The organism is Roseobacter sp. S87, assembly GCF_055693285.1.
The window spans coordinates 3548074-3571820 of record NZ_JBVFTR010000004.1 but is presented as its reverse complement, the minus strand read 5'-3'; the positions used below and the strand labels follow the sequence as shown (position 1 = coordinate 3571820).

The 23747-nt window shown below is 58.6% G+C and carries 24 protein-coding genes and 2 pseudogenes; 11 read left to right on the top strand and 15 right to left on the bottom strand.

The window, feature by feature from the left end:
- Window positions 1-46 precede the first annotated feature (46 nt).
- Both ACZ1HA_RS18520 and ACZ1HA_RS18515 read right to left on the bottom strand, forming a co-directional pair.
- Window positions 47-1270 carry a M24 family metallopeptidase gene (locus ACZ1HA_RS18520; protein ID WP_472714942.1) on the bottom strand — a complete coding sequence of 408 codons (1224 nt, stop codon included), beginning with the start codon at window positions 1268-1270 and terminating at the stop codon, window positions 47-49.
- A gap of 113 nt (window positions 1271-1383) precedes the next feature.
- Window positions 1384-2178 carry an alpha/beta hydrolase gene (locus tag ACZ1HA_RS18515; RefSeq protein WP_472714941.1) on the bottom strand — a complete coding sequence of 265 codons (795 nt, stop codon included), beginning with the start codon at window positions 2176-2178 and terminating at the stop codon, window positions 1384-1386.
- An 83-nt stretch (window positions 2179-2261) separates the two neighbouring features.
- On the opposite strand from ACZ1HA_RS18515, the pseudogene ACZ1HA_RS18510 reads away from it, so the two are divergent.
- The 4 genes and pseudogenes from ACZ1HA_RS18510 to ACZ1HA_RS18495 all read left to right on the top strand — a co-directional run bounded on the left by ACZ1HA_RS18510 (window position 2262) and on the right by ACZ1HA_RS18495 (window position 5733).
- Window positions 2262-3741: pseudogene (locus ACZ1HA_RS18510) on the top strand (NAD-dependent succinate-semialdehyde dehydrogenase).
- A 186-nt stretch (window positions 3742-3927) separates the two neighbouring features.
- Window positions 3928-4254 carry a hypothetical protein gene (locus tag ACZ1HA_RS18505; protein WP_375229222.1) on the top strand — a complete coding sequence of 109 codons (327 nt, stop codon included), beginning with the start codon at window positions 3928-3930 and terminating at the stop codon, window positions 4252-4254.
- Between the two features lie 24 nt (window positions 4255-4278).
- Entirely contained in the window at window positions 4279-5085 is an 807-nt protein-coding gene (locus tag ACZ1HA_RS18500) for a DUF2145 domain-containing protein (RefSeq protein WP_472714940.1), read from the top strand.
- Window positions 5086-5136: 51 nt separating this feature from the next.
- Window positions 5137-5733, top strand: coding sequence for a TetR/AcrR family transcriptional regulator (locus tag ACZ1HA_RS18495; protein WP_375229224.1), 597 nt, complete (start codon window positions 5137-5139; stop codon window positions 5731-5733).
- Here ACZ1HA_RS18495 and ACZ1HA_RS18490 read toward each other — a convergent pair.
- On the bottom strand, window positions 5726-6355 hold the full coding sequence (locus ACZ1HA_RS18490; protein WP_472714939.1) for an NAD(P)-dependent oxidoreductase: 630 nt from the start codon (window positions 6353-6355) through the stop codon (window positions 5726-5728). The genes ACZ1HA_RS18495 and ACZ1HA_RS18490 overlap by 8 nt on opposite strands.
- 72 nt (window positions 6356-6427) lie before the next feature.
- Here ACZ1HA_RS18490 and ACZ1HA_RS18485 point away from each other — a divergent pair, with 72 nt between their 5' ends.
- The gene (locus ACZ1HA_RS18485) at window positions 6428-7018 is read left to right on the top strand and encodes a TetR/AcrR family transcriptional regulator (protein WP_472714938.1); all 591 of its coding nucleotides are present in this window, start codon (window positions 6428-6430) and stop codon (window positions 7016-7018) included.
- A gap of 51 nt (window positions 7019-7069) precedes the next feature.
- Here the strand turns inward: ACZ1HA_RS18485 and ACZ1HA_RS18480 are convergent, their stop codons facing one another.
- Entirely contained in the window at window positions 7070-7636 is a 567-nt protein-coding gene (locus ACZ1HA_RS18480; protein WP_375229227.1) for a carboxymuconolactone decarboxylase family protein, read from the bottom strand.
- A gap of 158 nt (window positions 7637-7794) precedes the next feature.
- On the opposite strand from ACZ1HA_RS18480, the gene ACZ1HA_RS18475 reads away from it, so the two are divergent.
- Window positions 7795-8385 (top strand): TetR/AcrR family transcriptional regulator, encoded by a 591-nt coding sequence (locus ACZ1HA_RS18475; protein WP_472714937.1) that lies wholly within the window; start codon window positions 7795-7797, stop codon window positions 8383-8385.
- Window positions 8386-8436: 51 nt separating this feature from the next.
- Here the strand turns inward: ACZ1HA_RS18475 and ACZ1HA_RS18470 are convergent, their stop codons facing one another.
- From ACZ1HA_RS18470 to ACZ1HA_RS18440, 7 genes and pseudogenes are all read right to left on the bottom strand, one after another.
- Window positions 8437-8904 carry an Hsp20 family protein gene (locus ACZ1HA_RS18470; RefSeq protein WP_375229229.1) on the bottom strand — a complete coding sequence of 156 codons (468 nt, stop codon included), beginning with the start codon at window positions 8902-8904 and terminating at the stop codon, window positions 8437-8439.
- A 127-nt stretch (window positions 8905-9031) separates the two neighbouring features.
- A complete protein-coding gene (locus tag ACZ1HA_RS18465) occupies window positions 9032-9868 on the bottom strand; it encodes a trypsin-like serine peptidase (RefSeq protein ID WP_472714936.1) in 837 nt (278 codons plus the stop codon).
- Between the two features lie 4 nt (window positions 9869-9872).
- Window positions 9873-10703 (bottom strand): trypsin-like serine peptidase, encoded by an 831-nt coding sequence (locus ACZ1HA_RS18460; protein ID WP_472714935.1) that lies wholly within the window; start codon window positions 10701-10703, stop codon window positions 9873-9875.
- Window positions 10704-10803: 100 nt separating this feature from the next.
- Window positions 10804-12126 carry a glycolate oxidase subunit GlcF gene (gene glcF, locus ACZ1HA_RS18455; RefSeq protein WP_472714934.1) on the bottom strand — a complete coding sequence of 441 codons (1323 nt, stop codon included), beginning with the start codon at window positions 12124-12126 and terminating at the stop codon, window positions 10804-10806.
- 10 nt (window positions 12127-12136) lie between these two features.
- Window positions 12137-12472: a hypothetical protein gene (locus tag ACZ1HA_RS18450; protein ID WP_375229233.1), complete on the bottom strand. Its 336-nt coding sequence runs from the start codon at window positions 12470-12472 to the stop codon at window positions 12137-12139.
- Window positions 12473-12497: 25 nt separating this feature from the next.
- Window positions 12498-13651: pseudogene (locus ACZ1HA_RS18445) on the bottom strand (FAD-binding protein).
- 31 nt (window positions 13652-13682) lie between these two features.
- Window positions 13683-15131 carry an FAD-linked oxidase C-terminal domain-containing protein gene (locus ACZ1HA_RS18440; RefSeq protein WP_472714933.1) on the bottom strand — a complete coding sequence of 483 codons (1449 nt, stop codon included), beginning with the start codon at window positions 15129-15131 and terminating at the stop codon, window positions 13683-13685.
- Window positions 15132-15212: 81 nt separating this feature from the next.
- Here ACZ1HA_RS18440 and ACZ1HA_RS18435 point away from each other — a divergent pair, with 81 nt between their 5' ends.
- The 3 genes from ACZ1HA_RS18435 (at window position 15213) to ACZ1HA_RS18425 (ending at window position 17642) form a co-directional block, all read left to right on the top strand.
- Window positions 15213-15905: a DUF599 domain-containing protein gene (locus tag ACZ1HA_RS18435; RefSeq protein ID WP_375229236.1), complete on the top strand. Its 693-nt coding sequence runs from the start codon at window positions 15213-15215 to the stop codon at window positions 15903-15905.
- A 34-nt stretch (window positions 15906-15939) separates the two neighbouring features.
- Window positions 15940-16293, top strand: coding sequence for a hypothetical protein (locus ACZ1HA_RS18430; protein WP_472714932.1), 354 nt, complete (start codon window positions 15940-15942; stop codon window positions 16291-16293).
- 344 nt (window positions 16294-16637) lie between these two features.
- Window positions 16638-17642 carry an OmpA family protein gene (locus ACZ1HA_RS18425; protein WP_472714931.1) on the top strand — a complete coding sequence of 335 codons (1005 nt, stop codon included), beginning with the start codon at window positions 16638-16640 and terminating at the stop codon, window positions 17640-17642.
- Between the two features lie 95 nt (window positions 17643-17737).
- Here ACZ1HA_RS18425 and rlmH read toward each other — a convergent pair whose 3' ends face one another.
- The 4 genes from rlmH to ACZ1HA_RS18405 form a co-directional block, all read right to left on the bottom strand.
- On the bottom strand, window positions 17738-18208 hold the full coding sequence (rlmH, locus tag ACZ1HA_RS18420; protein WP_472714930.1) for a 23S rRNA (pseudouridine(1915)-N(3))-methyltransferase RlmH: 471 nt from the start codon (window positions 18206-18208) through the stop codon (window positions 17738-17740).
- Window positions 18209-18234: 26 nt separating this feature from the next.
- Window positions 18235-18603, bottom strand: coding sequence for a ribosome silencing factor (gene rsfS, locus ACZ1HA_RS18415; protein WP_375229240.1), 369 nt, complete (start codon window positions 18601-18603; stop codon window positions 18235-18237).
- Window positions 18604-18781: 178 nt separating this feature from the next.
- Complete coding sequence (locus ACZ1HA_RS18410; protein ID WP_472714929.1) at window positions 18782-19528, bottom strand: hypothetical protein; 747 nt, start codon at window positions 19526-19528, stop codon at window positions 18782-18784.
- Between the two features lie 64 nt (window positions 19529-19592).
- Complete coding sequence (locus ACZ1HA_RS18405; RefSeq protein WP_472715353.1) at window positions 19593-20891, bottom strand: mechanosensitive ion channel family protein; 1299 nt, start codon at window positions 20889-20891, stop codon at window positions 19593-19595.
- 290 nt (window positions 20892-21181) lie between these two features.
- Here ACZ1HA_RS18405 and leuC point away from each other — a divergent pair, with 290 nt between their 5' ends.
- Both leuC and leuD read left to right on the top strand, forming a co-directional pair.
- A complete protein-coding gene (gene leuC / locus ACZ1HA_RS18400; RefSeq protein WP_375229242.1) occupies window positions 21182-22585 on the top strand; it encodes a 3-isopropylmalate dehydratase large subunit in 1404 nt (467 codons plus the stop codon).
- A gap of 526 nt (window positions 22586-23111) precedes the next feature.
- The gene (gene leuD, locus ACZ1HA_RS18395) at window positions 23112-23717 is read left to right on the top strand and encodes a 3-isopropylmalate dehydratase small subunit (protein WP_375229243.1); all 606 of its coding nucleotides are present in this window, start codon (window positions 23112-23114) and stop codon (window positions 23715-23717) included.
- The last annotated feature ends 30 nt before the right edge of the window (window positions 23718-23747 follow it).

Genomic DNA, 23747 nt, shown 5'->3' with positions numbered 1-23747 from the left:
ATGCCGCCGCCGCAGGAAAACGCGGCGGCGGCACAAGGGCCTGACGTCATCCAATGATGTTGAATTCAGGACCATAAGGGTAGCCGGTGATATTCTCGCACCCGTCTTCCGTGATCACGAGGATATCGTGCTCGCGGTATCCTCCGGCACCCGCCTGTCCATGCGGAATGGTCAGCATGGGCTCCATCGAAATGACCATACCCGGCTCCAGCACTGTATCGATGTCCTCACGCAACTCGAGGCCCGCCTCACGCCCGTAATAATGGCTGAGAACACCGAATGAATGCCCGTATCCGAAAGTCCGGTACTGCAACAGATCGCGCTCTTCGAGGAACGCGTTGATCTGATGGGTAATCCCGGCGCAGGTGGCACCGGGTTTCAGCAATCCGATCCCAAGCTCGTGCGTCGCAACGTTGGCCTGCCAGATCTTCAGGCTGGCCGCATCCGGCTGGCCCAGAAACAACGTCCGCTCCAGGGCCGTGTAGTACCCGGAAATCATCGGGAAGGTATTCAGGCTCAGGATGTCGCCCGACTGCAACTGACGCCCTGTAACCGGGTTGTGTGCACCATCGGTGTTGAGACCAGACTGGAACCACACCCAGGTATCGCGGTATTCTGCATCGGGAAAGCGCCTGGCGATTTCCAGCTCCATGGCATTCCGGCCCGCCATGGCCACGTGGATCTCACGCACCCCGGTTCTGATGGCGTCGCGGATCGCATATCCGCCAACATCCGCCACCGCGGCACCCTGCCGGATCAGTGCAATCTCGGCCTCGGACTTATGCATGCGCTGCCGCATCGTCGTCTGACAAAGATCAATCATGGTCAGCGGCTGCAGGAAATCCTCCAAGGCATCCCGCTGCACAAGAGTCAGGTGATCCCCTTCATACCCCACGATCTGATTTTTACCCGCCACGCTCTGTGCAGCACGCCAGAAATTATCGCACTGCCAGTCGGTATAGGTGATGTTGTCACAAAAACTCCGGCGCCACGGCTGGCCTGCGTCGATGCCCGCACTGATCGTGACACAATCGGTTTCCGTCACGACCAGGCCGTAGGGCCGGCCGAACGCGCAGAAAAGAAAGCCGGAATAGTACGCCACATTGTGCATAGAGGTGAGCACAGCAACGGTCGCACCCGCAGCCTGCATACGTTCCCGCAGCTCAGCGATCCGGGCCTCATATTCAGCAGCCTCAAAAGGCAACCGGACTTTTTCCCCGTTATGAAAACGGTACATGTCAGGGCGGGCATTTGTTGGTTGAGCGGTCATGTCAGACCCTCCTTTGCAGAAAGGTCCCGGCGTTCAGGACAGAACTGGCAGTTTTGCAGGACGACGCCATCGTGCTGCGGCCACGCCCTGCTTTACAGCAGTGGCGTTCCGGATCAACCCTGCGTCGGCGTCAGAAAACGCACAAGGCGGCTTTCCGGGTCTTTCAGGGCGTCAATCACGTCAAAATGGTGCCGCCCGGGCTCAATCACGGCCTCCACCCCCCAGACATGTGCAAGCCGTTCGGCGTCCTCAACAAAAACGGGCCGCTCCTCCGCCCCCACATGTATTTCGACGGGCACCGCAGGCGCCGGCATAAAGACAGGGCTTTCCGCATTTGCCTCGTCCTGATCAAGCTGCAGCGTTTCGTTCATGGTTGTCTCCAGAAGCGGCACCAGCCTCGCCACTGGAGAGATCGGCGCAACGCTGACGATGCGGTCCCGCACGGCATCTGGCAGAACACCGGGGCCTGTCATCCGGGCGACCAGATGCCCCCCTGCAGAATGCCCCGTCAGAGAGATCGGCCCGTCCGTGCGCGCCGCAATTGCCATGATCGCGCGGGCGATCTGTCGCGTGATGTCCCGGACGCGGACGTCAGGACACAGATCATACCCGGGCATCGCCACGGACCAGCCGCGCCCGATGGCCCCGGTTGCGAAATGAGACCAGACGGTGTGGTCGAAAGCCTTCCAGTATCCCCCATGCACAAATACGACCGTGCCGGCTGGTTCGGACGGGGCGTTGAAGAAATCAAACACCTGACGCGCAGTGTCCCCGTAGGAAACACCTGTTTCTGCCCGTTCGCCGAGCTCTGCACGGAACGCAGCAGCTTCTGAGGTCCAGCGCGGCGGGTAGTCTTCAGCGCCAGGAATGTAGGGGGCATTAGCGTATGCGTCGTCCAGTGGCTTCATTTGTTACACCTTCGATTTGGGAACTGGACAATCATACCCAGAGTTGGTTTGAGAGCTACAGCCATTTTCGCGGAGGACCCGAAATGAAAGATATTCTAAACACCGACCTGAAATCTCTGCTCAAAGACCCCTCGCTGCTGGAAACACGCGCCTATATCGGCGGCGCCTGGGTTGATGGGGACGGAGGGACGTTCGAAGTGACCAACCCTGCCCGGGGAGACGTCATTGCCGAGGTCGCAGACCTGAGCCGCGCGCAGGTTGCAGGCGCTATTGCCCAGTGCAGAAGCTGCGCAAAAAGCATGGGCGGCACGCCCGGCCAAGGAACGCGCCGTTATCCTGCGCAAATGGTATGATCTGATGATGGAAAACGCCGACGATCTGGCGACCATCCTGACGGCAGAACAGGGCAAGCCCTTTGCCGAAGCCAAAGGCGAAATCGGCTATGGCGCGAGCTTCATCGAGTTCATGGGCGAGCAGGCAAAACGTGTCTATGGCGAAACGATCCCGGGTCACCAGGCCGACAAGCGGATCACCGTGCTGAAGCAGCCCATCGGTGTCGCCGCATCGATCACGCCGTGGAACTTCCCAAATGCGATGATCACACGTAAGGCCGCACCAGCTCTTGCCGTTGGCTGCTCTTTTGTGGCGCGCCCTGCAAAGGAAACACCGCTCAGTGCCATCGTAATGGGCGTACTGGCAGAGCGTGCCGGCATCCCGGCGGGTGTGTTCAATGTTGTGCCATCCTCCTCGGCCTCTGCGATCGGAAAAGAGTTCTGCGAGAACCCTGCCGTGCGCAAACTGACCTTCACCGGATCGACCGAAGTGGGCCGCATTCTGCTGAAACAGGCTGCCGATCAGGTCATGAAGTGCTCCATGGAACTGGGCGGGAATGCCCCCTTCATCGTGTTTGACGATGCGGATCTCGATGCCGCTGTTGAGGGCGCGATGATGTGCAAATTCCGCAACAACGGTCAGACCTGTGTCTGTGCAAACCGCATCTATGTCCAGGCCGGCGTGTACGACGCTTTTGCTGCAAAGCTGAAAGTGGCAGTGGAGAACCTGAACGTCGGGGATGGGCTTGAGGACGGTGTGACCACCGGCCCGCTGATCAACGCCGAAGCCGTCGACAAGGTCGTCGAGCACATGGAAGACGTGGTCGCACAGGGCGGCGCGATCCTTACGGGCGGGAAAGCGCATGAAAAAGGCGGTACCTTCTTTGAGCCTACGGTCGTGACAGGGGTCACTCAGGACATGAAGGTTGCGCAGGAAGAAACCTTTGGCCCTCTCGCGCCGCTATTCAAATTCGAAGACGAAGACGAAGTCATCGAAATGGCCAATGACACGATCTTTGGTCTCGCGTCCTACTTCTACGCCAAAGACCTCAGCCGGGTGTACAAAGTGGCCGAGGCGCTGGAATACGGGATCGTCGGTGTAAACACCGGGATCATCTCGACAGAGGTCGGTCCCTTTGGTGGGGTAAAACAATCCGGCCTTGGCCGCGAAGGCAGCCACCACGGCATCGAAGACTATCTGGAAATGAAGTACATCTGCATGTCTGTCTGACCAGAATTCCAGTATTGTTTCAAAGGGCCGCCTCGTGCGGCCCTTTTTCTTTTGTTTAATTACAATGGCCTGGACAGCGTTCACCTTACTTCGGGCTATTTTTTATGAACTTTGTTCACAAAACTGTTGATCCTGCAGAATTGCTCCCTTATGTAATTTGAACAACGTTCACAAAAGGAGAAAATAATGTTCATTCGTTCAGCCCTTGCTGCCCTCGCTCTCGTCGCAACCGCCACTGTTGCCTCTGCCGGACCCAGTGGTCAGCATTCTGCCCAGGCCGTTGAACACAGCGGACAGGCCGCCAGCCACGCGGGCTCTGCCGTAGCCTCCGGGGCCGCCACGGTCGCATCTGTGCCGATCGTCGCCGTTGGTTCCGCTATCGCGATCACCGGCGCCGCTCTCGAAGAGATCGGAACCAGCACGGTGGACGCCGGCGCAGACCTGAGCCGGGTTGGCCAGCCGCAGACCGTCAACATCATTGTCGCACCTGGCGCCGCGCCGACGCTCGACTGATTGCAGACTGCAGGGAGAAAACACATGAAACGCATTTTCACGATCGCAATGGCCATCCTTGTTACCCTGCTGCCAGGCCTCTCACAGGCCGGCAGCAATCAGGCCACCGACCCGATCCACAGCACGGATAAAGTGGCCAGGTTTGCGCTGGATGTTCAGACAGAACTGGCCCGACAGGGCGCCCATGTTGCCATTGTCGGCCGCGTCGGACGGGACCGCGAAACACTGCCTGAGGGCATTGATTATACACACGTCGCCTATTGGGTTTATTCCAGAATGGTTCGTGCGGACGGGTCCACCTATAAGGGCTACAGGGTCTACAACCTTTATCAGCAGGGTGGTGACGGACGCACCAGCCGCCTGATTGAGGACAGCCCCGAGGACTTTTTCGCAGGCGCCTATGAACTGGACGCGGGCATCATTGTCCCGGACAAACGTCTGCAGAAAAAACTGCTCGATGTGATTGCCAGCCCGGCGTATGCGCAGCTGCACAACCCCAGCTATTCCGTTCTGGCAAACCCCAGAACCCAGCGGTTCCAGAACTGCACGGAACACACGCTCGATGTTCTGATGGCGAGCCTTTATGACACATCAAGCAAGGCGGTCATCAAGGCGAATATCACTGCCCATTTTGAGCCCCAGCCTGTCGAGATCGGTGGTATGAAACGGTTGCTTGCACCGGCGGCTGCACCTGCGCTGACGACTGTCGATCATGGCAGCTCTGTTGCGACCGCAACTTTCGGGTCCATCGCACGCTTTATGCACGAGCATGATCTGGACGCCGGGATCTACCGCCACAAACCCGACGGGCCGCATCCTTTCCGGATTTGACAAGAACTGGGCAATCGCACATGACCAGTGGCGATGAACACTGAAAAACCAATGTCACGGCGCGACCGCAATCTGGCCGGTATCCGCGAAAAAGCCACTGAACTGGCTGAACGCATCGTCCTCGAAAAAGGGGGCGATGCGCTTCACGCACGCGGGCTGGCCAAAGAGCTGAATATTTCCGTGGGATCGCTTTATAACGCCTTCGGGGACCTGGACGGGGTGGTGCGGGCCGTGAACGTCCGTTGCGCGGACCGGCTGGCGGAAAAGCTGCGGGCAGCGGCCCTGTCCGAAGCTGCAGATCCGATCACGCGCATCAATGCGATCGGGGCCGCCTACTTCGACTTTGCGCTGGCTGAACCGCGCCGCTGGTACATGCTGTTTGAGCGGGATTCCGATCTGCAGCTGGATCTCCGGGCGCAGGAACTGCAGGAAGGTCTGCTTGATATGCTGATCCGGGCGGGTGACGGCGATCCGGAGAACCGGCAGCACCGCGAGTTCTACCTTATGCTCTGGGCGTCCGTGCACGGTATCGTTTCACTGGCATGCCGGCCGTCCATCACGATGATCGAACCCGGAGCAGCGCGCGCATATATTGCTTCGCTGATCCGGGCCGCTTTCCGGAATTTTCCGGAAACAGATCCTAGTTAGAGATTCCAACCGCCCGGTGCAGATAACGCATATCGTTGAGCTGACGGGACAGAAATGCAGCGATGTCCGCCAGCGGGATCTTCAGCGTGAGGCGCCTGTCGTCCGGACCAAAGTTTTCACGGAACCGGCCGGTAGCCGGCGACTTGTCAAAGGCTGAAGGGCGCACGATCGTCCAGTCCAGGCCGCTTGCCTGCACCAACCGCTCCTGCAGCTCATGGTCCCGAAAAACAGGGCGCAGCAACCCACCGAACATAATGCGCTTCCAGAAGAAGTTCAGGTTGCTCCAGCTTTCATGCGCGCCCAGCGTTGACTGACAGATCAGTCGCTTCACCCCATGCTTCTGCATCGCGCGGATCACATTGAGCGTGCCCTGCGACCGGATCGGAGTATTGCGCTTCATACCGGCACCCAGGGTTACGACCACCGCATCATGCCCCTGCATTGCTGCGCTGACGGCGTCCTCATCCATGGCATCACCTGCCACAAACCGAATGTGAGGCCTGTCCTCCGCATACCCGGGCGCGCGCCGCGCAAAAGCTGTGACGTCATGACCTTCTTCCGAGAGCTGCTGGCACACGATCCGGCCCAGAGTTCCGGTAGCTCCAAAAACGATGACTTTCATTCTGATCTCCAATCTGATGAACTTGACACGATGTAAAGTTGACATCGTGTCAATAATCGCTGACTTTACATCATGTCAAGAAAAAAGAATCCAACCCGCACCCGCATCCTTTCCGCAACCCACAGGCTCCTCGAAGACGGGAACATTGCCGCGACACGTATGTCGGATATCGCCAAAGCTGCCGGTATCAGCCGTCAGGCGCTGTACCTGCATTTTCCGAACCGGGCAGAACTCCTGGTGGCGACGGTCCGGTATCTTGATGAAATCCACGACGTCGAAGCGCGGCTCGCGCCAAGCCGGGAAGCATCAGATGCGCGGACCCGTTTGTTGGCGTGGATCAGCGCCTGGGGCGGATACATCGGCGAGATCTACGGCACAGCCAAAGCTCTGATGGCAATGCAGGACACCGATGCTGAGGCACGCGCGGCCTGGGATGACCGTATGCAGGCCGTACGCCATGGATGTGCCGCGTCCGTTAACGCACTGGCGGAGGAGGGCCTGCTGACGCCCGGCCTGAGCGAGGAAGAAGCGACAGATCTGCTCTGGACGATGTTGTCGGTCCCTGCGTGGGAACAGTTATGTATCCGCCAGAAATGGTCGCACGAACGATATGTCTCCGTCATGCAGAGCTCGGCAGAGCGTATGCTGATCCGGTCATACTAAAAAGGGGCCGCAATTCTGCGCGCCCCCTCTTTTCGTCTGATCTTAGCCACCTCAGGCGGCGGCAGCTGCCTTGTCAGTCCACGCATTTGCCCGGAAAGCCGCATCAAGATCCGTTTCCGCAATGTGGTTGGTGTAATTCGACAGCACCTTGAAAGCTGTACCCAGAACCACTTCAAGGACGGTTTGCTGTGTATAGCCGGCATCCAGAAGCGCTTGGACCTGCGCCTCTTCAGGCCAGCCACGGCTTGCGTTCACCACAACGGAGAACTGACGCAGCGCTTCCAGCTTCGGGTCGCTGATCGGTGTATTGTTGCGAAGCGCCTCAATCACATCTGCGGGCACACCCGCACCCTGCGAAATCGTTGTGTGGGCCGCCATACAATAGGTACAGCCGTTCAGCCGGTTGTTTGTCATCAGGATGATCTGACGCTCGGTTTCGGTCAGATCCGTTTTCCCGAAGATGCCGGACAGGGTCATATATCCTTCGAGCAGTGCCGGAGCACCGGCCATTGTCGCCAGAAGGTTGGGCACGAAGCCAAGATTTTTCTGCGCGCCTTCAAGGTACGGTCTGGACCCTGCAGGGGCAGTTTCAACAGTGTGTGTGGTGAATTCGGGCATGTCAGTCTCCATCAGAGTAATTTTGTTTGTACCGTTCGGTATAAACTGCATTTAGGCTGTTTATACTGATCGGTCAACACCCGAGGGCCAATTTTCTTGAACGTTCGGTTTAAACTCTTATATCTGTGAGAGAACTTTAGTCTCGGAAGGTAGTTGGAATGCCGTGGGAAAAGACTTTTGACATCGATGAAGCCATAGATCGCGCGACCGAAATATTTGGTAAGAAAGGATACGAGGCGACCTCCATGTCGGATCTGACGTCCGCCATGAAGATAAATAAAGGAAGCCTTTACAACGCCTTCGGCTCAAAGAAGGAACTCTTTGACCGGTCGCTCGCGCGTTATGACCAGAAAACACGGGCCGCTACGCTGGCCCGTCTGCGCCAGCTCGATGATCCTGTTGAAGCAATCCAGACGTTTTTTGACGGCCTTATCGATGAAGCCCGGAACGATCCGAGAAATCTGGGGTGCTTTGTTGTCAACACCGCGCAGGACCTGCCTAACCAGCCTCCGGAAGTCATGGCAATCGTGCAGGAATCTCTTTCGGACGTGGAACTGTTCTTCCGCGAAATGATCGAACGCGGTCAGCGTACAGGACAGGTTCCGGCAAGCACAGATGCCCCCGGGACAGCACAGGCACTTTTGTCGATGCTCGTAGGTCTGCGCCTGCTGTCCCGCGGTGCTGTCGGGGTTCCGACACTGGAGAGCATCAGGGATGGCGCCATGCGCCTGGTGCGCGGCACGCCATGAAAAAGGCGCGACCGGGTGGCCGCGCCTGAACGTCATCCGGTGTGCCTGTGGTCAGTTGACCGACTTGGCATCCACCACATCTTTCTCAATCTGCCGGGTCGTTGAAATCGCGATCTGACGCGGTTTCAGGGCTTCGGGCACCTCACGTTCCAGATCAATGTGCAGCATGCCGTCCACATGGGCCGCACCCGTCACTTTCACGTGGTCGGCGAGATGGAACCGGCGTTCAAAGGCACGGGTCGCAATGCCCCGGTGCAGATAGGACCGTTCCGCTTTCTCGTCTGCCTTGCGCGCTGAAACGATCAGCGCATTCTCACGCACCTCAACGGAGAGATCCGCATCGGAAAAACCGGCGACAGCAATGGAAATGCGGTATGCGTCGTCATCAAGTTTTTCGATATTGTACGGAGGGTAGGAAGGTTGGGAACCTTCATTTGTCAGCACCCGGTCCATAAGGTCGGCAATCTGATCAAAGCCGACGGTGGCACGATAGAGTGGTGCAAAATCAAAAGTACGCATGGTTCATCCTCTTTTCTGAGCGATAAGTTCCGGGCGCTCCATCAGGGACGCGCCGCGGCGTTGGTTTCTGACCGGGCCCTCAAGAGGCACCCGGCACAAGCTCAATGTGGGAACCGTTCCGCGCCTTTCAAGACCCTCCAGGACGCACAAATTTTGCGCCGCCAGAACCACTGCCGCCCCGGCTTCCGACGGACAGACGCCGGATTTCTGCCACGGGCCGGGGCGCATTTGCCCGCATCCTGTGTTTCAGCTCGGCAACCACCGACGGCAGCGACATGCCATATGTCACTTTCTGTCCATCATATGACCCCATCCCTGAAACCACCGAGACGATCCTGCCACGTCCGTTTGTATGTGTGAAAACAGGCGCCCCGGACGAGCCGAAAGTGACATCGCAGTTCATCACGAGGATGCCTTCGTGCTCAAGCAGCAGTGAACAGGATTTCTGACGGGAAGGTATTTCGGAGCGTCCACGCCCGTAGGACACGACACTGACAGAACCAGCGGTCACCGCATCGTTGTGGAGCACAAACGGGTCAAGTTCGTGAGTGGGTATCGATCGGGCCAGTCTGAGCAGCGCGACGTCGTGCCGGATATTTTCAGCCGACATGCCATTCCCGGATACATACTGCGGATGCGCCTCGATCTGAAGGATACCGCGCTCTGCTGCGGCCTGCCCGTTGCGCAGTCCGGCGCGGAATGTAAGGTCCTCAGCTTTCAGAGGGGCACCTGTTCTGGACGAATACACGCAGTGCGCTGCCGTCAGAACAAACTCCGGCGCAATCAGCGTTGCTGTGCAAAAACCGGTTTCGCGGGCATCGAGCCGGCCGACCGCTTGCCAGACATGGGCATCATTGGCGCCCTCCAGACCTTTGAGGCGTGTCGTTGACTGCTGTGCGTCTGAAGGTTCGGAAATACCGATGCAAAGAACCGCAGTGAAGAGGGTCAGTATTCGGTAGGACATCAGGTCAGTCCTCCCCCGGACGGACGAATTTGGCACCGGTTTCGCGACGGGTATCACCGACCACAATCCGGCTGACCGGCGCAACCTCCTGATAAACGCCCTTACCTGCATCGAGTTCACTGCGCAGGAAAGCCAGTGGGCCGCTGAGCGCCGTCCCCAGAGAGACATTCTGGCCGTCAAGTTCAGCCTTGGCAGAAACAACCGAAACAATATGCGCCTTACCGTCAGAGAACGTGAAAATGGGGGCGCCGGACGAGCCGAAATCGACGGAACAGGAGGTCACAAGAACACCCTCCTGCCGGGCCAGTACACGGCAGACTTCCTGCAGTGACGGCGCCTCGGAACGGTCCCGCGCATAGCTGACCACACCAACGCGCGCGCCTTTCCTCGGGCGGGATGCTGTCTCAAAAGGTTCGATTGTGGTGTTCCGGATCGGGCGCACCAGCTCCAGCAGCGCGACATCATTGCGTACACGCTCGGACGAGACCTGCTGATCATAGACGTAGTCCGGGTGGATCACCGCGCGCCGGACCTGGCGGTACGCAGATGCCCGGCCATTGCGCCACCCGGCCAGAAATTCGACGGTTTCGTGATTTATCCGCGCACCCGACGTCTTGTCGAACAGACAATGCGCTGCCGTCAGAACCAGATCAGGCCCGATGAGCGCGCCCGTACAGAACCCCGCTCCACCGATATCCAGACGGCCCACAGCCTCCCACGGAGACGCATCCGTCCCCGCTTCGAGCAACCGCAACTTGCCGTCCTGGGCAATCGCACCTGTTGTCGCGGCAGCAACCGATGCCGCAAGAATTAACCACTTCCACACAGAAAACATCCTCTTACTGGAGGAAATTGCTATCCGGAATGTGCGGCAGAAATGGGGCCATCAGACACCGCATTGGCCCTGAATTGGTTAACGGTCCGTCGCCATTCGCTCAACGAAGGCGCGGTATTTCAGACCCACGGTTGAAACCTTCTACCAGTGCGGGAGGCTTTGGCCCGCCGGTGGCCCAGTCGAGCAGTTCGACCGTATGCACAATGGGCACCTGAGTCGCGGACCCGATCTGCATCATGCATCCGATGTTTCCGGCGGCAATAATGTCTGGGTTCCTGGCTTCCAGTGTCCGGACTTTCCGCTCCTTAAGTTTTCCTGAAATCTCCGGCTGCATCAGATTGTACGTGCCCGCAGAACCACAGCACAGATGCGGGTCAGCCGGTTCAACGACGGCAAACCCGGCATTGCGCAAAAGGTCCTTGGGGTAGGTCTTGATTTTCTGGCCATGCTGCAGCGAACAGGCGGCGTGATAGGCGACCACCGTCTCCTGGTCCTCCCCCTTCGGCAGGTCGAGCGTCATCAGCAGTTCTGAGATATCCATCGCAAGGGCCGACACCCGTGCCGCATCCTCTGCCAAAGCGTCATTGCGGAACATATGGCCGTAATCTTTGACAGTCGTACCACATCCTGAGGTGTTGATGACGATCGCATCGAGGCCGTCGCCGTCCATTTCCCGCGCCCAGGCCTGAATATTTTTTGCAGCCGTCGCGTGACTTTCGTCGCTTTTGCCCATGTGGTGGGTCAGCGCACCGCAACAGCCGGCACCCTCTGCCACGACAACCTCGCAGCCCATGCGGGTCAGCAGGCGGATGGTTGCATCGTTGATGTCGGTGTTCAGCGCCTTTTGCGCACATCCGGTCATCAGCGCCACGCGCTTGCGGCGTGGCTCAACAGGCGCAAAGGTCTGTGGGTCGTCATTGCGGCTGACTGATGGGATTGTCTTCGGGGCCATTTCCAGCATCGCGCGAAGCCGCGCGTCCGGCATCAGCCGGGCAAACGGCCGGCCGATTTTCGCGCCCAGCAGAGCAACCCGGAACCGCATCGGATAGGGCAGGATCCGCGCCAGAATCCAGCGCAGCGCGCGGTCGCCAAAGGGGCGTTTGTAGCGCTGCTCAATGTATTCGCGGGCGTGATCCACCAGGTGCATATAGTGCACACCTGACGGGCAGGTTGTCATACAGGCCAGACAGGACAGGCAGCGGTCGATATGTTTGACCGTTTTCTCATCCGGATCGCGGTCGTTTTCCAGCATGTCCTTGATCAGGTAAATCCGGCCACGAGGGCTATCGAGTTCGTCGCCCAGCACCTGATAGGTCGGACAGGTCGCGGTGCAGAAACCGCAGTGGACACAGGTCCGCAGAATTTCATTGCTGCGCTCAATGGCAGGGTCTTTAAGCTGTTCAGGCGTGAAGGTCGTTTGCATTGTATAAGCCCTAACCTAGAAATAGCAGGAATATGCCGAAAAGTAGCACCGGCGCGATGATGACCGTGGCGACATAGGCAGACCGGGACAGCGCCATGGTCCTGCGCAAAAGCTGAACGCCCGCCCCGGCACCCCAGCCACCGACACAGAGCATGAACAGGATCATTCCCAGCCCTTCACCGATCCCGGCATGGGGATCATTGGCGCCCCCGTCGGCACCGCCCGGGTTGAGATACATCAGAACCAGAAAAACGCCAGTCACAGCCACCGCGATTACCGCCGGTTTGCCGGGCGGCATGAGCGCCACAATTGCATAGATCACCAGAGGCAGAATCAGAAAAATCATTCCGGAAGGTTCCGTCTGCTGCCTGTCATGCGTCTTGTGTCGTGCCGGTACTGGCATCTGACATCAGTCCGCTGTTTAGAATGCCCCCGGGATCAAATCGGGCGCGCAATCCGGCACTCAGCCGCGCAACGCCTGGCGTTTCGGGGTGAAAGGTGCCCAGTCTGGACCTTGTGTCCGCAGAAGCGCGGACAAGTGTTGCATGGCCGTCGAACGCGCCAAGACGCGCACGTAGATCATCACCTGAGCGGGTCCGGAACCAGATCAGGCCACCGCCCCAGTCACTGTAGCATTCCTCAGCGCCGGATGCCTGCTCCAGCGCGGGTCCATCCGATGGTTTGCAGGACACGCGCCACACATCGCCCTCAGCATCGGAGAATTTGCCTGCATCCCGCACGCCTTCCCAGAACCAGTCTGACATATCCGGCGGCGCGATCTCCATATCGATTTTTCTTGCGGAAAACAGCGCCTTGAGTTTCTCAAGGCGATAGGAGACGGAGGCTTCAAATCCCTCAACCCTTAGGGCGGTAATCGGGGCATCATCCAGAATTTTCGCGCAATGCGCCGCACCGGTAACTTCATAGGGCGACCCCAGTGCCGCTGACATGACGTCGACCGCGTCCTGCCCACTGAGGTTTCGCAGCATCAGTGTCCCGCTGGTTTCAGGCACCGGCAGCACCTTCAGGGACACTTCGGTCAGAACACCCAGCGTTCCGCAGGAACCGCACATCAGTTTGACCAGATCATAGCCGGTCACGTTTTTCATCACCCGGCCCCCGTTTTTGACGATGTTGCCCGCCCCATCAACAAACCGGACACCCAGGGCATAATCCCGTGCAGCACCCCCTGAATACGGCGCGGGCCACTGATATTGGCGGCCATAACACCACCGAGGGTAGGTTCGCCGCCCGTGCCCAGCAGTTTCCGGTGATCCATCGGCTCAAACGCCAGTCGCTGGTTTTCCGCGGCGAGTGCCGCGTCAATCTCAGACAGGGGCGTTCCGGCACCTGCCACAATGGTCAGCGCTCCGGGTTCGTAAAGCGAAATGCCCGACAATGCGCCGGTCTCAAGCGGCTCACCGTCACCGGCCAGTCCACGCGTTCCGCCGCCGCGTACTGAAAGCGGGCCGGTGGCAGATTTGATTGCATCGGCCAGGGCCGCTTCGCTGTCGGGTTTTGTCATCTGAGTACTCCGGGGTCTTCAGGCGGTCATGCTATTCGGCTGCAACCGGCAATGCGCGGCGGGGCGCCGACACATCCAGCGGGAAAACCTTGGCAGGGTTCAGCAGCCATTGCGGATCGAAAACGTCCTTGACCGCCATCTGTACCTCAAGGTCTTCGGGCGCATACTGATAGCTCATAAGGTCGCGTTTCTCGATGCCCACACCGTGCTCTCCGGTCAGGCAGCCACCCGCTTCCACGCAGAGTTTCAGGATCTCCGCACCGAACTCCTCACAGAGTTCCAGATCACCGGGTTTGTTCGCATCAAACAGGATCAGAGGGTGCATATTACCATCGCCCGCGTGGAAAACATTACCTACCTTCAGGCCGAACTGATCGGACATCTCGCCGATACGCCGCAGAACAAACGGCAGGGAACTGACCGGGATTGTCCCGTCCAGACACATGTAGTCGTTGATCTGACCCATCGCGCCAAAGGCCGATTTCCGGCCCAACCAGATGCGTGCGCTCTCATCAGCTGATTTACTTTCGCGCAGCTCGACCGGATTGTGACGGCGGGCGATCTCCATGATGAGCCCCAGCTGGTGATCAATCTCAGCCTCAGACCCCTCAACTTCAACGATCAGCAGTGCTTCGCACATCGGGTAGCCAGCCTGGGCAAAAGCCTCGGTCGCCTCGATACACGGGCGGTCCATGAACTCAATAGCCACGGGCAGAACACCTGCCTTGATAATGTCGCTGACACAGGCGCCGGCAACCTCGTTGTCGTCAAACCCCATCAGAACCGGGCGAGCGCCTTCAGGTTTCGGCAGAATGCGCAGCGTTGCTTCGGTGACGACGCCCAACTGACCCTCGGATCCGCAGATCAGGCCCAGCAGATCAAGGCCCCCACTGTCCATATGGGCACCGCCGATCTCGACAACCTCCCCGTCCATCATCACCATGGTGACGCCCATCAGATTGTTGGTCGTCACACCATATTTCAGGCAATGCGCACCACCGGAATTCATCGCGATATTTCCGGCAATCGCGCAGGCCAGCTGGCTTGACGGATCAGGTGCATAGAAAAACCCGTTTTCCTCGACCGCACCCGTCACGCTAAGGTTTGTACGGCCCGTCTGCACCCGGATCACCCTGTTCGGATAATCAGTATCCAGAACTTCGTTCATGCGCGCCACGCCGAGGATCACGCAGTCCGCGGTCGGCAGCGCCCCGCCGGCAAGAGAGGTGCCGGAGCCGCGCGGCACCACAGGCACGCCTTCTTCATGGCAAATACGTAGGACATCGGACACTTCCTGTGTTGAGGCCGGCAGCACAGCAACCATGGGTGGGCATTTGTACGCCGTCAGCGCATCACACTCATATGCGCGCGTCTCAGCGACATCAGAAATGACCGCATCAGCCGGCAAAACGGCACTCAGCCGCTCAACAACCCGCGATTTACGCGCCAGAACAGCTTGGTCGGGAATCGGCATTTCCATGGCGTGATCTCCTTTTGGTAAACTAATATTACCAATTTGACCCATTGGCAAGTTTTATCGAACCTGCGACATGCTGGGGCCATGACATTCGCCGACCGCCTCGCTCTGTTTACACCTCTGGATTATGCAGCCCTCGGACTGCTGTTTGCCTGCTGGCTCGGCATCGGGTGGCGGGTCGAGCATCCAGGTCGGAAACACCTGTCGACTTCCGTGCTCATGGCCGACTACAGACGCGAATGGATGAAACAGATGGTCACGCGTGACCCGCGCATCTTTGACGCCCAGGTCCTGGCCAGTTTGCGGGAGGGTACTGCCTTTTTCGCCTCTACTTCTGTGATTGCCATCGGTGGCACCCTGGCGCTGATCGGCAATGCCGAAAAGCTGGGCGGTGTGGCCAGTGAAATTACGCTGATGGACCACCCAGCAGTGGTGTGGGAGCTGAAACTTCTGGTCGTGACCCTGCTGCTGACCAACGCGTTTCTGAAATTTGTCTGGTCTAACAGGCTGTTTGGCTACTGTTCTGTACTGATCGCCTCTGTGCCAAATGATCCGACCCACCCGGACGCCTACCCGCGTGCCGAACAGGCGGCAGAGATCAACGTGACGCTCGCCCGTAGCTTCAACCGGGGCCTCAGATCCATTTATTTCGCTCTCGCATGCGCTGCCTGGCTGGCAGGTCCGGTCGCTCTGATTGCGGCGACACTGGTCACGCTGGTGGTTATCTGGCGCCGCGAATTTGCGTCCCACTCTCGAAAAATCCTGCTGAAAGGCTAAATTGGAGCCACAGGAAAATGGTTCAGGTACGAAAATGAAACGTTTATTGTTAGCAGCACTTGTGGTTGCCGCACTGCCGGCCCTCGCAGAAGAACCCAAAATCGAGAATGTCAAAGTTCAGCGCACAGGGGACACCTGGCGCTTCGATGTCACGATCTCTCATCCTGATACTGGCTGGGATCACTATGCCGACGGCTGGCGCGTTCTCGATATGAACGGGAACGAGCTTGGTATGCGTGTGCTGGCGCACCCCCACGTGGATGAACAACCCTTTACGCGATCATTGTCAGGTGTGCGGATTCCGGAAGGCACAACACAGGTACGCATCCAGGCACGGGATCTGCCAGGCGGCTGGAACAGCGGCTCTGTCACAGTCAATCTGCGCTGAGCAGAGCCACGCCGGAACACGGGCGCGGGACCGACATGATCCGCGTCGTTCCTCTCGAAATTCTGCAGACAAACGATTCGCTTTCTGAGCCTCTAAGGCGGGCAAGTTGCCGTGAATTCACCGTGTGCGGAACCGAAACGGACGGACACGCCAACAATTCTGGCGGGAATCGACCGATCCCGCCATCACAAGTTCTTGATATCCATTACTTTGCGGGATCCGGTGCTATGGTGAGTTGAATTTTCAACTCATGCGGGAGAAGCAACTTGAACGCTTCATATGCGGGTTTAGCGGCAATCATTTTGGCGGTTGGCACGGCAGCTGGTTTTACAGCGGGAACACAGATGATGCCGGACAGTGGCGGAGAGGATCAGCAGGCCCTAGTCGAAATGGCGGCACTGGTAGAAGAACAGAGGCAGTTGTCAAACACGATAGCCGCGCGCGAGAACGCTTTGGAAAAACAGTCTTCTGATCTCCTGTCAGATATGGCTCATCTGGGGCAGCAGCTGCAGGAGCTGAACAGCCGGCAGGAGCAGGTTGACCAGCAGAAGGCGGAACTGGACGCGCAGGCAGAAGCGCTTGAGGATAAGCAGGCTTCACTGGAAGCACTCGAGGAAGATCTGACACGGATGCACAGCAATCTGCTTGCCGACATGGATGACCTTGAAAACAGACAAACTGAACTGGCGAAACAGGAAGAACAGCTTGCAGCGAGCGTAGCATCTGCTGGGAAACCACTGGCCCTCGCGGACGAGCTGCCGAAGGACGAACCGGCACAGAGCACAGCAACCGAGATCATTGAGCTGGCTCAGGATACAGGGTCAAAGCTCCTTCCTGATGACGGCATACTGGTGCCGGAGCCTGCATTGAATGCACTGTCATCTGGCCCTGAACAGGACGCTGTTGCTTTGTTGAGCACGACATCTGCAGAGGGCGGCACTAACGAAGATAATCAGGCAGGAGAGTTTATCCCCGCCGCAGCGGTGGCAGGCGGGACGGACCTGCCAGCCAATGGCATGATCGCAGAAGTCCACTTTGAGGTGAACAGTGCGCAGTTGACCCCGGGCGCGCTGAAACGCGCGAGAGATGCAGCGGAAAAACTGCAGAATATGGAGTTCTCAAAGATCAGGATTGCGGGACATACAGATACAACCGGGTCAAGCAGCCTGAACAGCGCGCTTTCAAACGAGCGCGCCGAGGCAGTAGCTGCGATCTTCGTTAATGCCGGCCTGTCGAGACAGGCAATCGAAATCGTCGGCTTTGGTGAGACCCTGGCCATGTTGCCCATATCAACCGCGGATGGCGTGTCCGAACCGTTGAACCGCTGTGTCGGTATCTTTGTCGAATAAACAACTCAGCAGGGCTCACCCGTTGAAAAGGCCGACACGCGAAGGCGCTGCGCAGACGTTCCGGGACGAGAAAACCGTACACCTGCTGTGCGGCTCTATGCCCGGTGGTACGGTCCACCTGAAAGGATAGACGCGGCGCGGTACAGTTGCTCTGACACCATGACGCGCACCAGCATATGAGGCCAGACCATTTTCCCGAAGGACAGCGCGTAATCTGCCTCTGCGCGCAGGGACGGATCAATCCCATCCGCCCCTCCGATGACCAGCGCCAGATCGCGGCGGCCATCGTCCCGCCAGCGCGCCAGCCGGTCCGCGAACTGTGGCGATGTTTCGGTTTTACCCCGTTCGTCCAGAACACCGATCAGCGCACCATCCGGCAGGGCACGGCGGATCGCATCGGCTTCGGTTGCCATACCGCCACCCTTGCGGTCGTCCACCTCGACCACCCGTGCAGGCCCAAGACCAAGGGCCCGGCCAGTGCGGTCAAACCGCTGCAGATAGTCATCAATAAGGGTTTTCTCCGGCCCGGCGCGCAGACGCCCGACCGCGATCACATGCACACGCATGCAGAATCAGCCGCTGACCGGTCAGGTCAGCCGGCAGCAGCTCCGGGACCGGACACAGGCTGCCACATCTTTTCGAGCTGATAGAACTCACGCACTTCCGGACGGAAGACGTGCACAATCACATCGCCTGTGTCGATAAGCACCCAGTCACCAGCGTCCTTACCTTCCATCTTTGCTGTGCGGCCATACGTGTCCTTGATGGTCTGCGCCAGCTTTTCCGAAATCGAGGCCACCTGACGTGTAGAACGGCCAGAGCATACGACCATATAGTCGCCAATCTCTGTTTTGCCGCGCAGATCAATCTGCACCACATCTTCGGCTTTGTCATCGGAAAGGGATTTGAGGATCGTTGCCAGCATGTCGTCGCTGGTGCTTGTGTCGGTTGCAGTGGCCATCACTGCGGACCCGTTTTGAGCAGCCGGAGCTGCATCAGCATGTATAGACAGGACATTGTCCTCCTTTGATCGCGCCGCCGGACCCCCGGCGCTGGGGATAGCCCGAATTTAGCAATATGCATGCGACAATTCAATGACGGCAGTGAAAACAGACCGTTCGCAGGGTGCGAGTGCCCGTTCAGGCAGCGGCCGTCTGCTGATCACCGGGAGCCCTGCCAAGCGCGGACAGCCAGCCCCTGTCCAGTTCCTCAAGCGCGCTGCCGTCGAAACGGTCAGCCACTTCCCAGTATCGTCCGGACGGCACGTCATACCCCAGCGCATTTTCGCGCCGCAACAACGGTCCGACAGCGGAAGTTTCCGGCAAGCTGAACCGCGACGTGCGGAGTTCCTCAGGCCTCGAACGCGGAAACAGCAGCCTGCTTGGCGCCGTAGAGAGGTTCACGCAGGCGCATCCCCGATCAGCAGCAAGCAGCGCCAGCCGCGCGGATTTCGCACCCAGATCGCGCAGTGTCACGTCCGGCCGCAGCGGATCAGCCGTACCGGTGCCATAAAAGTGCGTTGGACCACTGCGCGGGTAGACCATGTCGCAGCCCATCCAGGCAATGACCCGGGGGCGCAGCGCGTGCAACGCCCAGTACCCGGCGGTAAATGCCATCGTACCACCGGCGAAGACAAAGCCACCCAAAGCGTTCTGAGCCGGCACGAACTCCTCAGCACCGACGATCCGCTGGCCCCGCCCTATGTTCTGAGGACGACGGTCCTGGGGAAAATCTTCAGGGCAGATGAGATCGTCCCAGTCACTGCGCAGCTGCCACGCATTGTTGATCACGACGATGCGGTCAAACCATGACCTGCACCAGCTCTGCGCATCGACGGCATTGGGACCGCTGCCAAGAATCAGAACCGTCTCTGTCCGGGGCTTCATCACACTCTCCACTCGCTGAGCGTGTAACACTAGAACGCGACAGAAGCGCGACAACCCCGCGAGGTCAGTCGGCGGCCATTGTACCGGGATCATCGTTCAGCATACGCACCTCGCGTTGCGGGAACGGAATAGAGATGTCGTGCGCCTTAAAGGCATCCCAAAGCGCCAGATATACATTGCCACGGATGTTCGTGAGCCCGCCGGTCGGATCCCGGATCCAGAACCGCAGGATATAATCCACGGAACTGTCGCCGAAACCAACGATATGACAGACGGGCAGTTTCGGGTGCGACAGGACCCTGTCCACTGCAGCCGCAGCCTCGATTGCCAGTTTACGGACCTGGTGCGGATCACAGCCATAGGACGTTCCGAAAAAGATATCGAGGCGGACGAATTCGTCAGAATGAGACCAGTTCACCACCTGCCCGGTGATCAGATCTTCGTTGGGGATCAGGTACTCTTTGCCGTCACGCGTAACCACGCTGACGTATCTCGCGCCCAGCGCATTGATCCAGCCAAAAGTTTCGCCAAGGCTGATCACGTCACCCGGTTTGATCGACTTGTCCAGCAGGATGATCACGCCAGACACAAGATTGGACACGACCTTCTGCAGACCAAAACCAAGACCAACACCAATCGCCCCCGACAGAACGGCAAGCCCGGTCAGATCAATTCCGACCGCTTTGACTCCCAGGAAAAACGCACAGCCATAAAGGACGACCTGCACGCCTTTGACGGCCAGCACCTGCATCGACGGGCTGATATCCTGGTTCGACCGGATACGGGCCGCCGTCGTCTTGCTGGTGATGCGCGCAAGGGCAAAGAACACCCCGATCACAGCAATCGCACTTATGATGCCCAGTGCCGAAATCCGGAACCCACCGGTTTCGATGGCTAAGTCGTCCAGGAACTCCGCCGTTACTGCGGACAGATCAAGAAAGTGCAGAGTTGCCCAGATCCACAGCGCCCAGGTCACGATCCGTCGCAGCGGTCTGTTGCGCACAAGCTGTGCCGCAAAGGCAATGCCGACCCAGACCGTTGCAAGTGTGGCTGCGATGCCGATCAGATGAGATCGCGACGGCCATGTCACCTGTTGCATGACCGCATAGATTACCCAGGCGACAAAAGCGAAAAGAATGAGGCCCATCCGCCTTTTGATCTGAACCACCAGACGCAGCTGCCATTTCGCCCAGCCTTCACGCCGGCGCACCCAGTGATCCAGCGAATTGCCGCAGACACGATGGAACAGCCAGCTGAGCGCAATCAGGGCCAGGATGATGAGAAGCTGGTTCTGACGCCAGCCGGGTGTGATGACCGTTGTAAAAAAACTGACCGTAAGGTGCCATATCTCACTGACGGACATCAGTGCCCCGGCGAACTGGTCGGGATCGAACTCCAGAATATTTTCCTGCTCCATGGGATCAGATTTGCACAGGCCGCCACCCGCCACAACCACGCCGCACATCCCTTGCCTGCTGTCCCCCGACACGGTAAACACCGCCCCATGTTACGCAGTGCGCATTTCAGAATCGAACTGTCCGACCGTGCACGTCTGCGCGAGCGCTTTTTCGGCGTGACGCATACGGCCATCGCACGCCTGTAAGCACAACCGCCCGACAGCCTCTGACCCATTCAAAAAACGGGAGTGGACCAATGTCCCCCAAAACACTCTATGACAAAATCTGGGATGCCCATGTCGCGCACGAAGCGGACGACGGCACCTGCCTTCTCTATATTGACCGCCACCTTGTACATGAGGTCACCAGCCCTCAGGCATTCGAGGGTCTGCGCATGACGGGCCGGTCGGTGCGGGCACCTGACAAAACAATTGCCGTACCGGACCACAACGTGCCCACCACACCCGGCCGCGAAGACCCGGCAAACATGACCGAAGACAGCGCCATTCAGGTCGCAGCACTGGACACCAACGCGCGTGAATTCGGCATTCACTATTACCCTGTCTCCGACATCCGCCAGGGCATCGTGCATATTGTCGGCCCGGAACAGGGATGGACCCTCCCCGGCATGACCGTGGTCTGCGGCGACAGCCACACGGCGACGCATGGCGCATTCGGCGCACTGGCGCACGGGATCGGCACATCCGAGGTGGAGCACGTTCTGGCAACCCAGACGCTGATCCAGAAGAAGTCCAAAAACATGAAGGTCGAGATCACCGGGAAACTGCGCCCGGGCGTCACAGCCAAGGACATCACGCTGTCGGTTATCGGCGCCACCGGCACCGCAGGCGGCACCGGCTATGTGATCGAGTATTGTGGCGAGGCGATCCGTGACCTGAGCATGGAAGGCCGTATGACCGTCTGCAATATGGCGATCGAAGGCGGCGCACGCGCCGGACTGATCGCGCCGGATGAGAAGACCTTTGAATATTGCAAAGGCCGGCCGCACGCACCTAAGGGTGCGCAGTGGGAAGCCGCGATGGACTGGTGGAAAACCCTGTATTCCGACGATGACGCGGCATGGGACAAGGTCATCACCATCAAGGGCGAGGATATTGCGCCGGTTGTCACATGGGGCACATCGCCCGAGGACGTATTGCCAATCACTGCTGACGTACCATCGGCTGACGATTTCGAGGGTGGTAAGGTCGGAGCGGCACAGCGTTCGCTGGACTACATGGGCCTGACATCGGGCACGCCTCTGTCAGAGGTGGAGATCGACACAGTATTCATCGGTTCCTGCACCAACGGCCGCATCGAAGACTTGCGTGCAGCCGCCGAAATTCTGAAAGGCAAGAAGATCAGCGTGAAACGGGCGATGGTTGTACCGGGCTCCGGCCTTGTGCGTGCGCAGGCCGAAGAGGAAGGTCTCGCCGACATCTTCAAAGACGCCGGTTTCGAATGGCGGCTTGCAGGTTGCTCAATGTGCCTCGCCATGAACCCCGACCAGCTCCAGCCAGGCGAACGCTGCGCCGCCACGTCCAACCGTAACTTCGAAGGGCGTCAGGGGCGCGGAGGCCGGACGCACCTGATGTCTCCGGCGATGGCTGCTGCCGCTGCCATCACTGGTCGTCTGACGGACGTTCGTGAACTGATGTAAGCGTCACAACGGTTTCCCGGATAATGCGCCCGGCTTCGGCCGGGCGTTTTTTGTTCAGACCGGTGTACGGACGGGCATCGTTTTCCGGCAGAAATGGGGTCCCAGAACCACAAATGTGGGTTTCAGGCACCGCCTTTCGCGCAACTGAATTTTTTGCTTGCATCACTCTAAGTCAGCAAAAACCCAGCATTTTATAGCCCCGAGCCGCATTTGATCAAAAAAATGACACATTTAGGTCAGGTTTTTCTTAACTTTCGGCGATTCTCCGCTTATAAGAAGGTTCAGGTGAATGTTCCTGCGGCAAGCAGCAAGTGGTAACAAATTCTCAGAAGTGTCGCAGCACATCGCTGCGGCACTTTTTTGTTTCCGGACACCGGGTATATTTCCACCAGATCAAGCGCGCTGACAAAGGCCCGATCGGTTGCATGACATACCGAAATAGTGCATCACCGGCCCGGTGGCGCAACCGCCGCTCAACGTTACGGCAAGGGACGACCAGCAGGCCATCCCGGCGAGGAGAAACCAGATGGACAAGTTTACAACCCTGACCGGCATCGCGGCTCCTATGCCGCTGATCAACATCGACACAGATATGATCATCCCCAAACAGTTCCTGAAAACGATCAAACGGTCGGGCCTGGGCGTCAATCTGTTCGACGAGATGCGTTACGATGATGACGGCAACGAAATCCCTGACTTCGTTCTGAACCGCGAAGCCTACCGCAGCGCAGAGATCATTGTCGCCGGAGACAATTTTGGTTGCGGTTCGTCCCGTGAGCACGCCCCGTGGGCAATCAAGGATTTCGGCATCCGCTGCGTGATCGCGCCGTCCTTTGCGGACATCTTCTACAACAACTGCTTCAAGAACGGCATCCTGCCGATCGCCCTGCCTCAGGAACAGGTCGATGTTCTGATGAAAGACGCCGAAAAAGGCGCCAATGCCCGTATGAGCATTGATCTGGACGCTCAGACGATCACCACATCGGACGGAGAGAGCTTCAGCTTCGAGGTGGACCCCTTCAAAAAGCACTGTCTGATGAATGGTCTCGATGACATTGGCCTGACGCTTGAGAAAGCCGCATCAATCGACAGTTTTGAGACGACCGCCGCGCAGTCGCGCCCCTGGGTCTGACCTGAATACACATTGTTTTGCCATTTTGCC

Bases quoted from the DNA above. Each gene is read 5' to 3' on its own strand.
- ACZ1HA_RS18520 (WP_472714942.1), bottom strand. From the start codon at position 1,270: ATGACCGCTCAACCAACAAATGCCCGCCCTGACATGTACCGTTTTCAT.
- ACZ1HA_RS18515 (WP_472714941.1), bottom strand. From the start codon at position 2,178: ATGAAGCCACTGGACGACGCATACGCTAATGCCCCCTACATTCCTGGC.
- ACZ1HA_RS18505 (WP_375229222.1), top strand. From the start codon at position 3,928: ATGTTCATTCGTTCAGCCCTTGCTGCCCTCGCTCTCGTCGCAACCGCC.
- ACZ1HA_RS18500 (WP_472714940.1), top strand. From the start codon at position 4,279: ATGAAACGCATTTTCACGATCGCAATGGCCATCCTTGTTACCCTGCTG.
- ACZ1HA_RS18495 (WP_375229224.1), top strand. From the start codon at position 5,137: ATGTCACGGCGCGACCGCAATCTGGCCGGTATCCGCGAAAAAGCCACT.
- ACZ1HA_RS18490 (WP_472714939.1), bottom strand. From the start codon at position 6,355: ATGAAAGTCATCGTTTTTGGAGCTACCGGAACTCTGGGCCGGATCGTG.
- ACZ1HA_RS18485 (WP_472714938.1), top strand. From the start codon at position 6,428: ATGTCAAGAAAAAAGAATCCAACCCGCACCCGCATCCTTTCCGCAACC.
- ACZ1HA_RS18480 (WP_375229227.1), bottom strand. From the start codon at position 7,636: ATGCCCGAATTCACCACACACACTGTTGAAACTGCCCCTGCAGGGTCC.
- ACZ1HA_RS18475 (WP_472714937.1), top strand. From the start codon at position 7,795: ATGCCGTGGGAAAAGACTTTTGACATCGATGAAGCCATAGATCGCGCG.
- ACZ1HA_RS18470 (WP_375229229.1), bottom strand. From the start codon at position 8,904: ATGCGTACTTTTGATTTTGCACCACTCTATCGTGCCACCGTCGGCTTT.
- ACZ1HA_RS18465 (WP_472714936.1), bottom strand. From the start codon at position 9,868: ATGTCCTACCGAATACTGACCCTCTTCACTGCGGTTCTTTGCATCGGT.
- ACZ1HA_RS18460 (WP_472714935.1), bottom strand. From the start codon at position 10,703: ATGTTTTCTGTGTGGAAGTGGTTAATTCTTGCGGCATCGGTTGCTGCC.
- glcF (WP_472714934.1), bottom strand. From the start codon at position 12,126: ATGCAAACGACCTTCACGCCTGAACAGCTTAAAGACCCTGCCATTGAG.
- ACZ1HA_RS18450 (WP_375229233.1), bottom strand. From the start codon at position 12,472: ATGATTTTTCTGATTCTGCCTCTGGTGATCTATGCAATTGTGGCGCTC.
- ACZ1HA_RS18440 (WP_472714933.1), bottom strand. From the start codon at position 15,131: ATGGAAATGCCGATTCCCGACCAAGCTGTTCTGGCGCGTAAATCGCGG.
- ACZ1HA_RS18435 (WP_375229236.1), top strand. From the start codon at position 15,213: ATGACATTCGCCGACCGCCTCGCTCTGTTTACACCTCTGGATTATGCA.
- ACZ1HA_RS18430 (WP_472714932.1), top strand. From the start codon at position 15,940: ATGAAACGTTTATTGTTAGCAGCACTTGTGGTTGCCGCACTGCCGGCC.
- ACZ1HA_RS18425 (WP_472714931.1), top strand. From the start codon at position 16,638: ATGATGCCGGACAGTGGCGGAGAGGATCAGCAGGCCCTAGTCGAAATG.
- rlmH (WP_472714930.1), bottom strand. From the start codon at position 18,208: ATGCGTGTGCATGTGATCGCGGTCGGGCGTCTGCGCGCCGGGCCGGAG.
- rsfS (WP_375229240.1), bottom strand. From the start codon at position 18,603: ATGGCCACTGCAACCGACACAAGCACCAGCGACGACATGCTGGCAACG.
- ACZ1HA_RS18410 (WP_472714929.1), bottom strand. From the start codon at position 19,528: ATGAAGCCCCGGACAGAGACGGTTCTGATTCTTGGCAGCGGTCCCAAT.
- ACZ1HA_RS18405 (WP_472715353.1), bottom strand. From the start codon at position 20,891: ATGTCCGTCAGTGAGATATGGCACCTTACGGTCAGTTTTTTTACAACG.
- leuC (WP_375229242.1), top strand. From the start codon at position 21,182: ATGTCCCCCAAAACACTCTATGACAAAATCTGGGATGCCCATGTCGCG.
- leuD (WP_375229243.1), top strand. From the start codon at position 23,112: ATGGACAAGTTTACAACCCTGACCGGCATCGCGGCTCCTATGCCGCTG.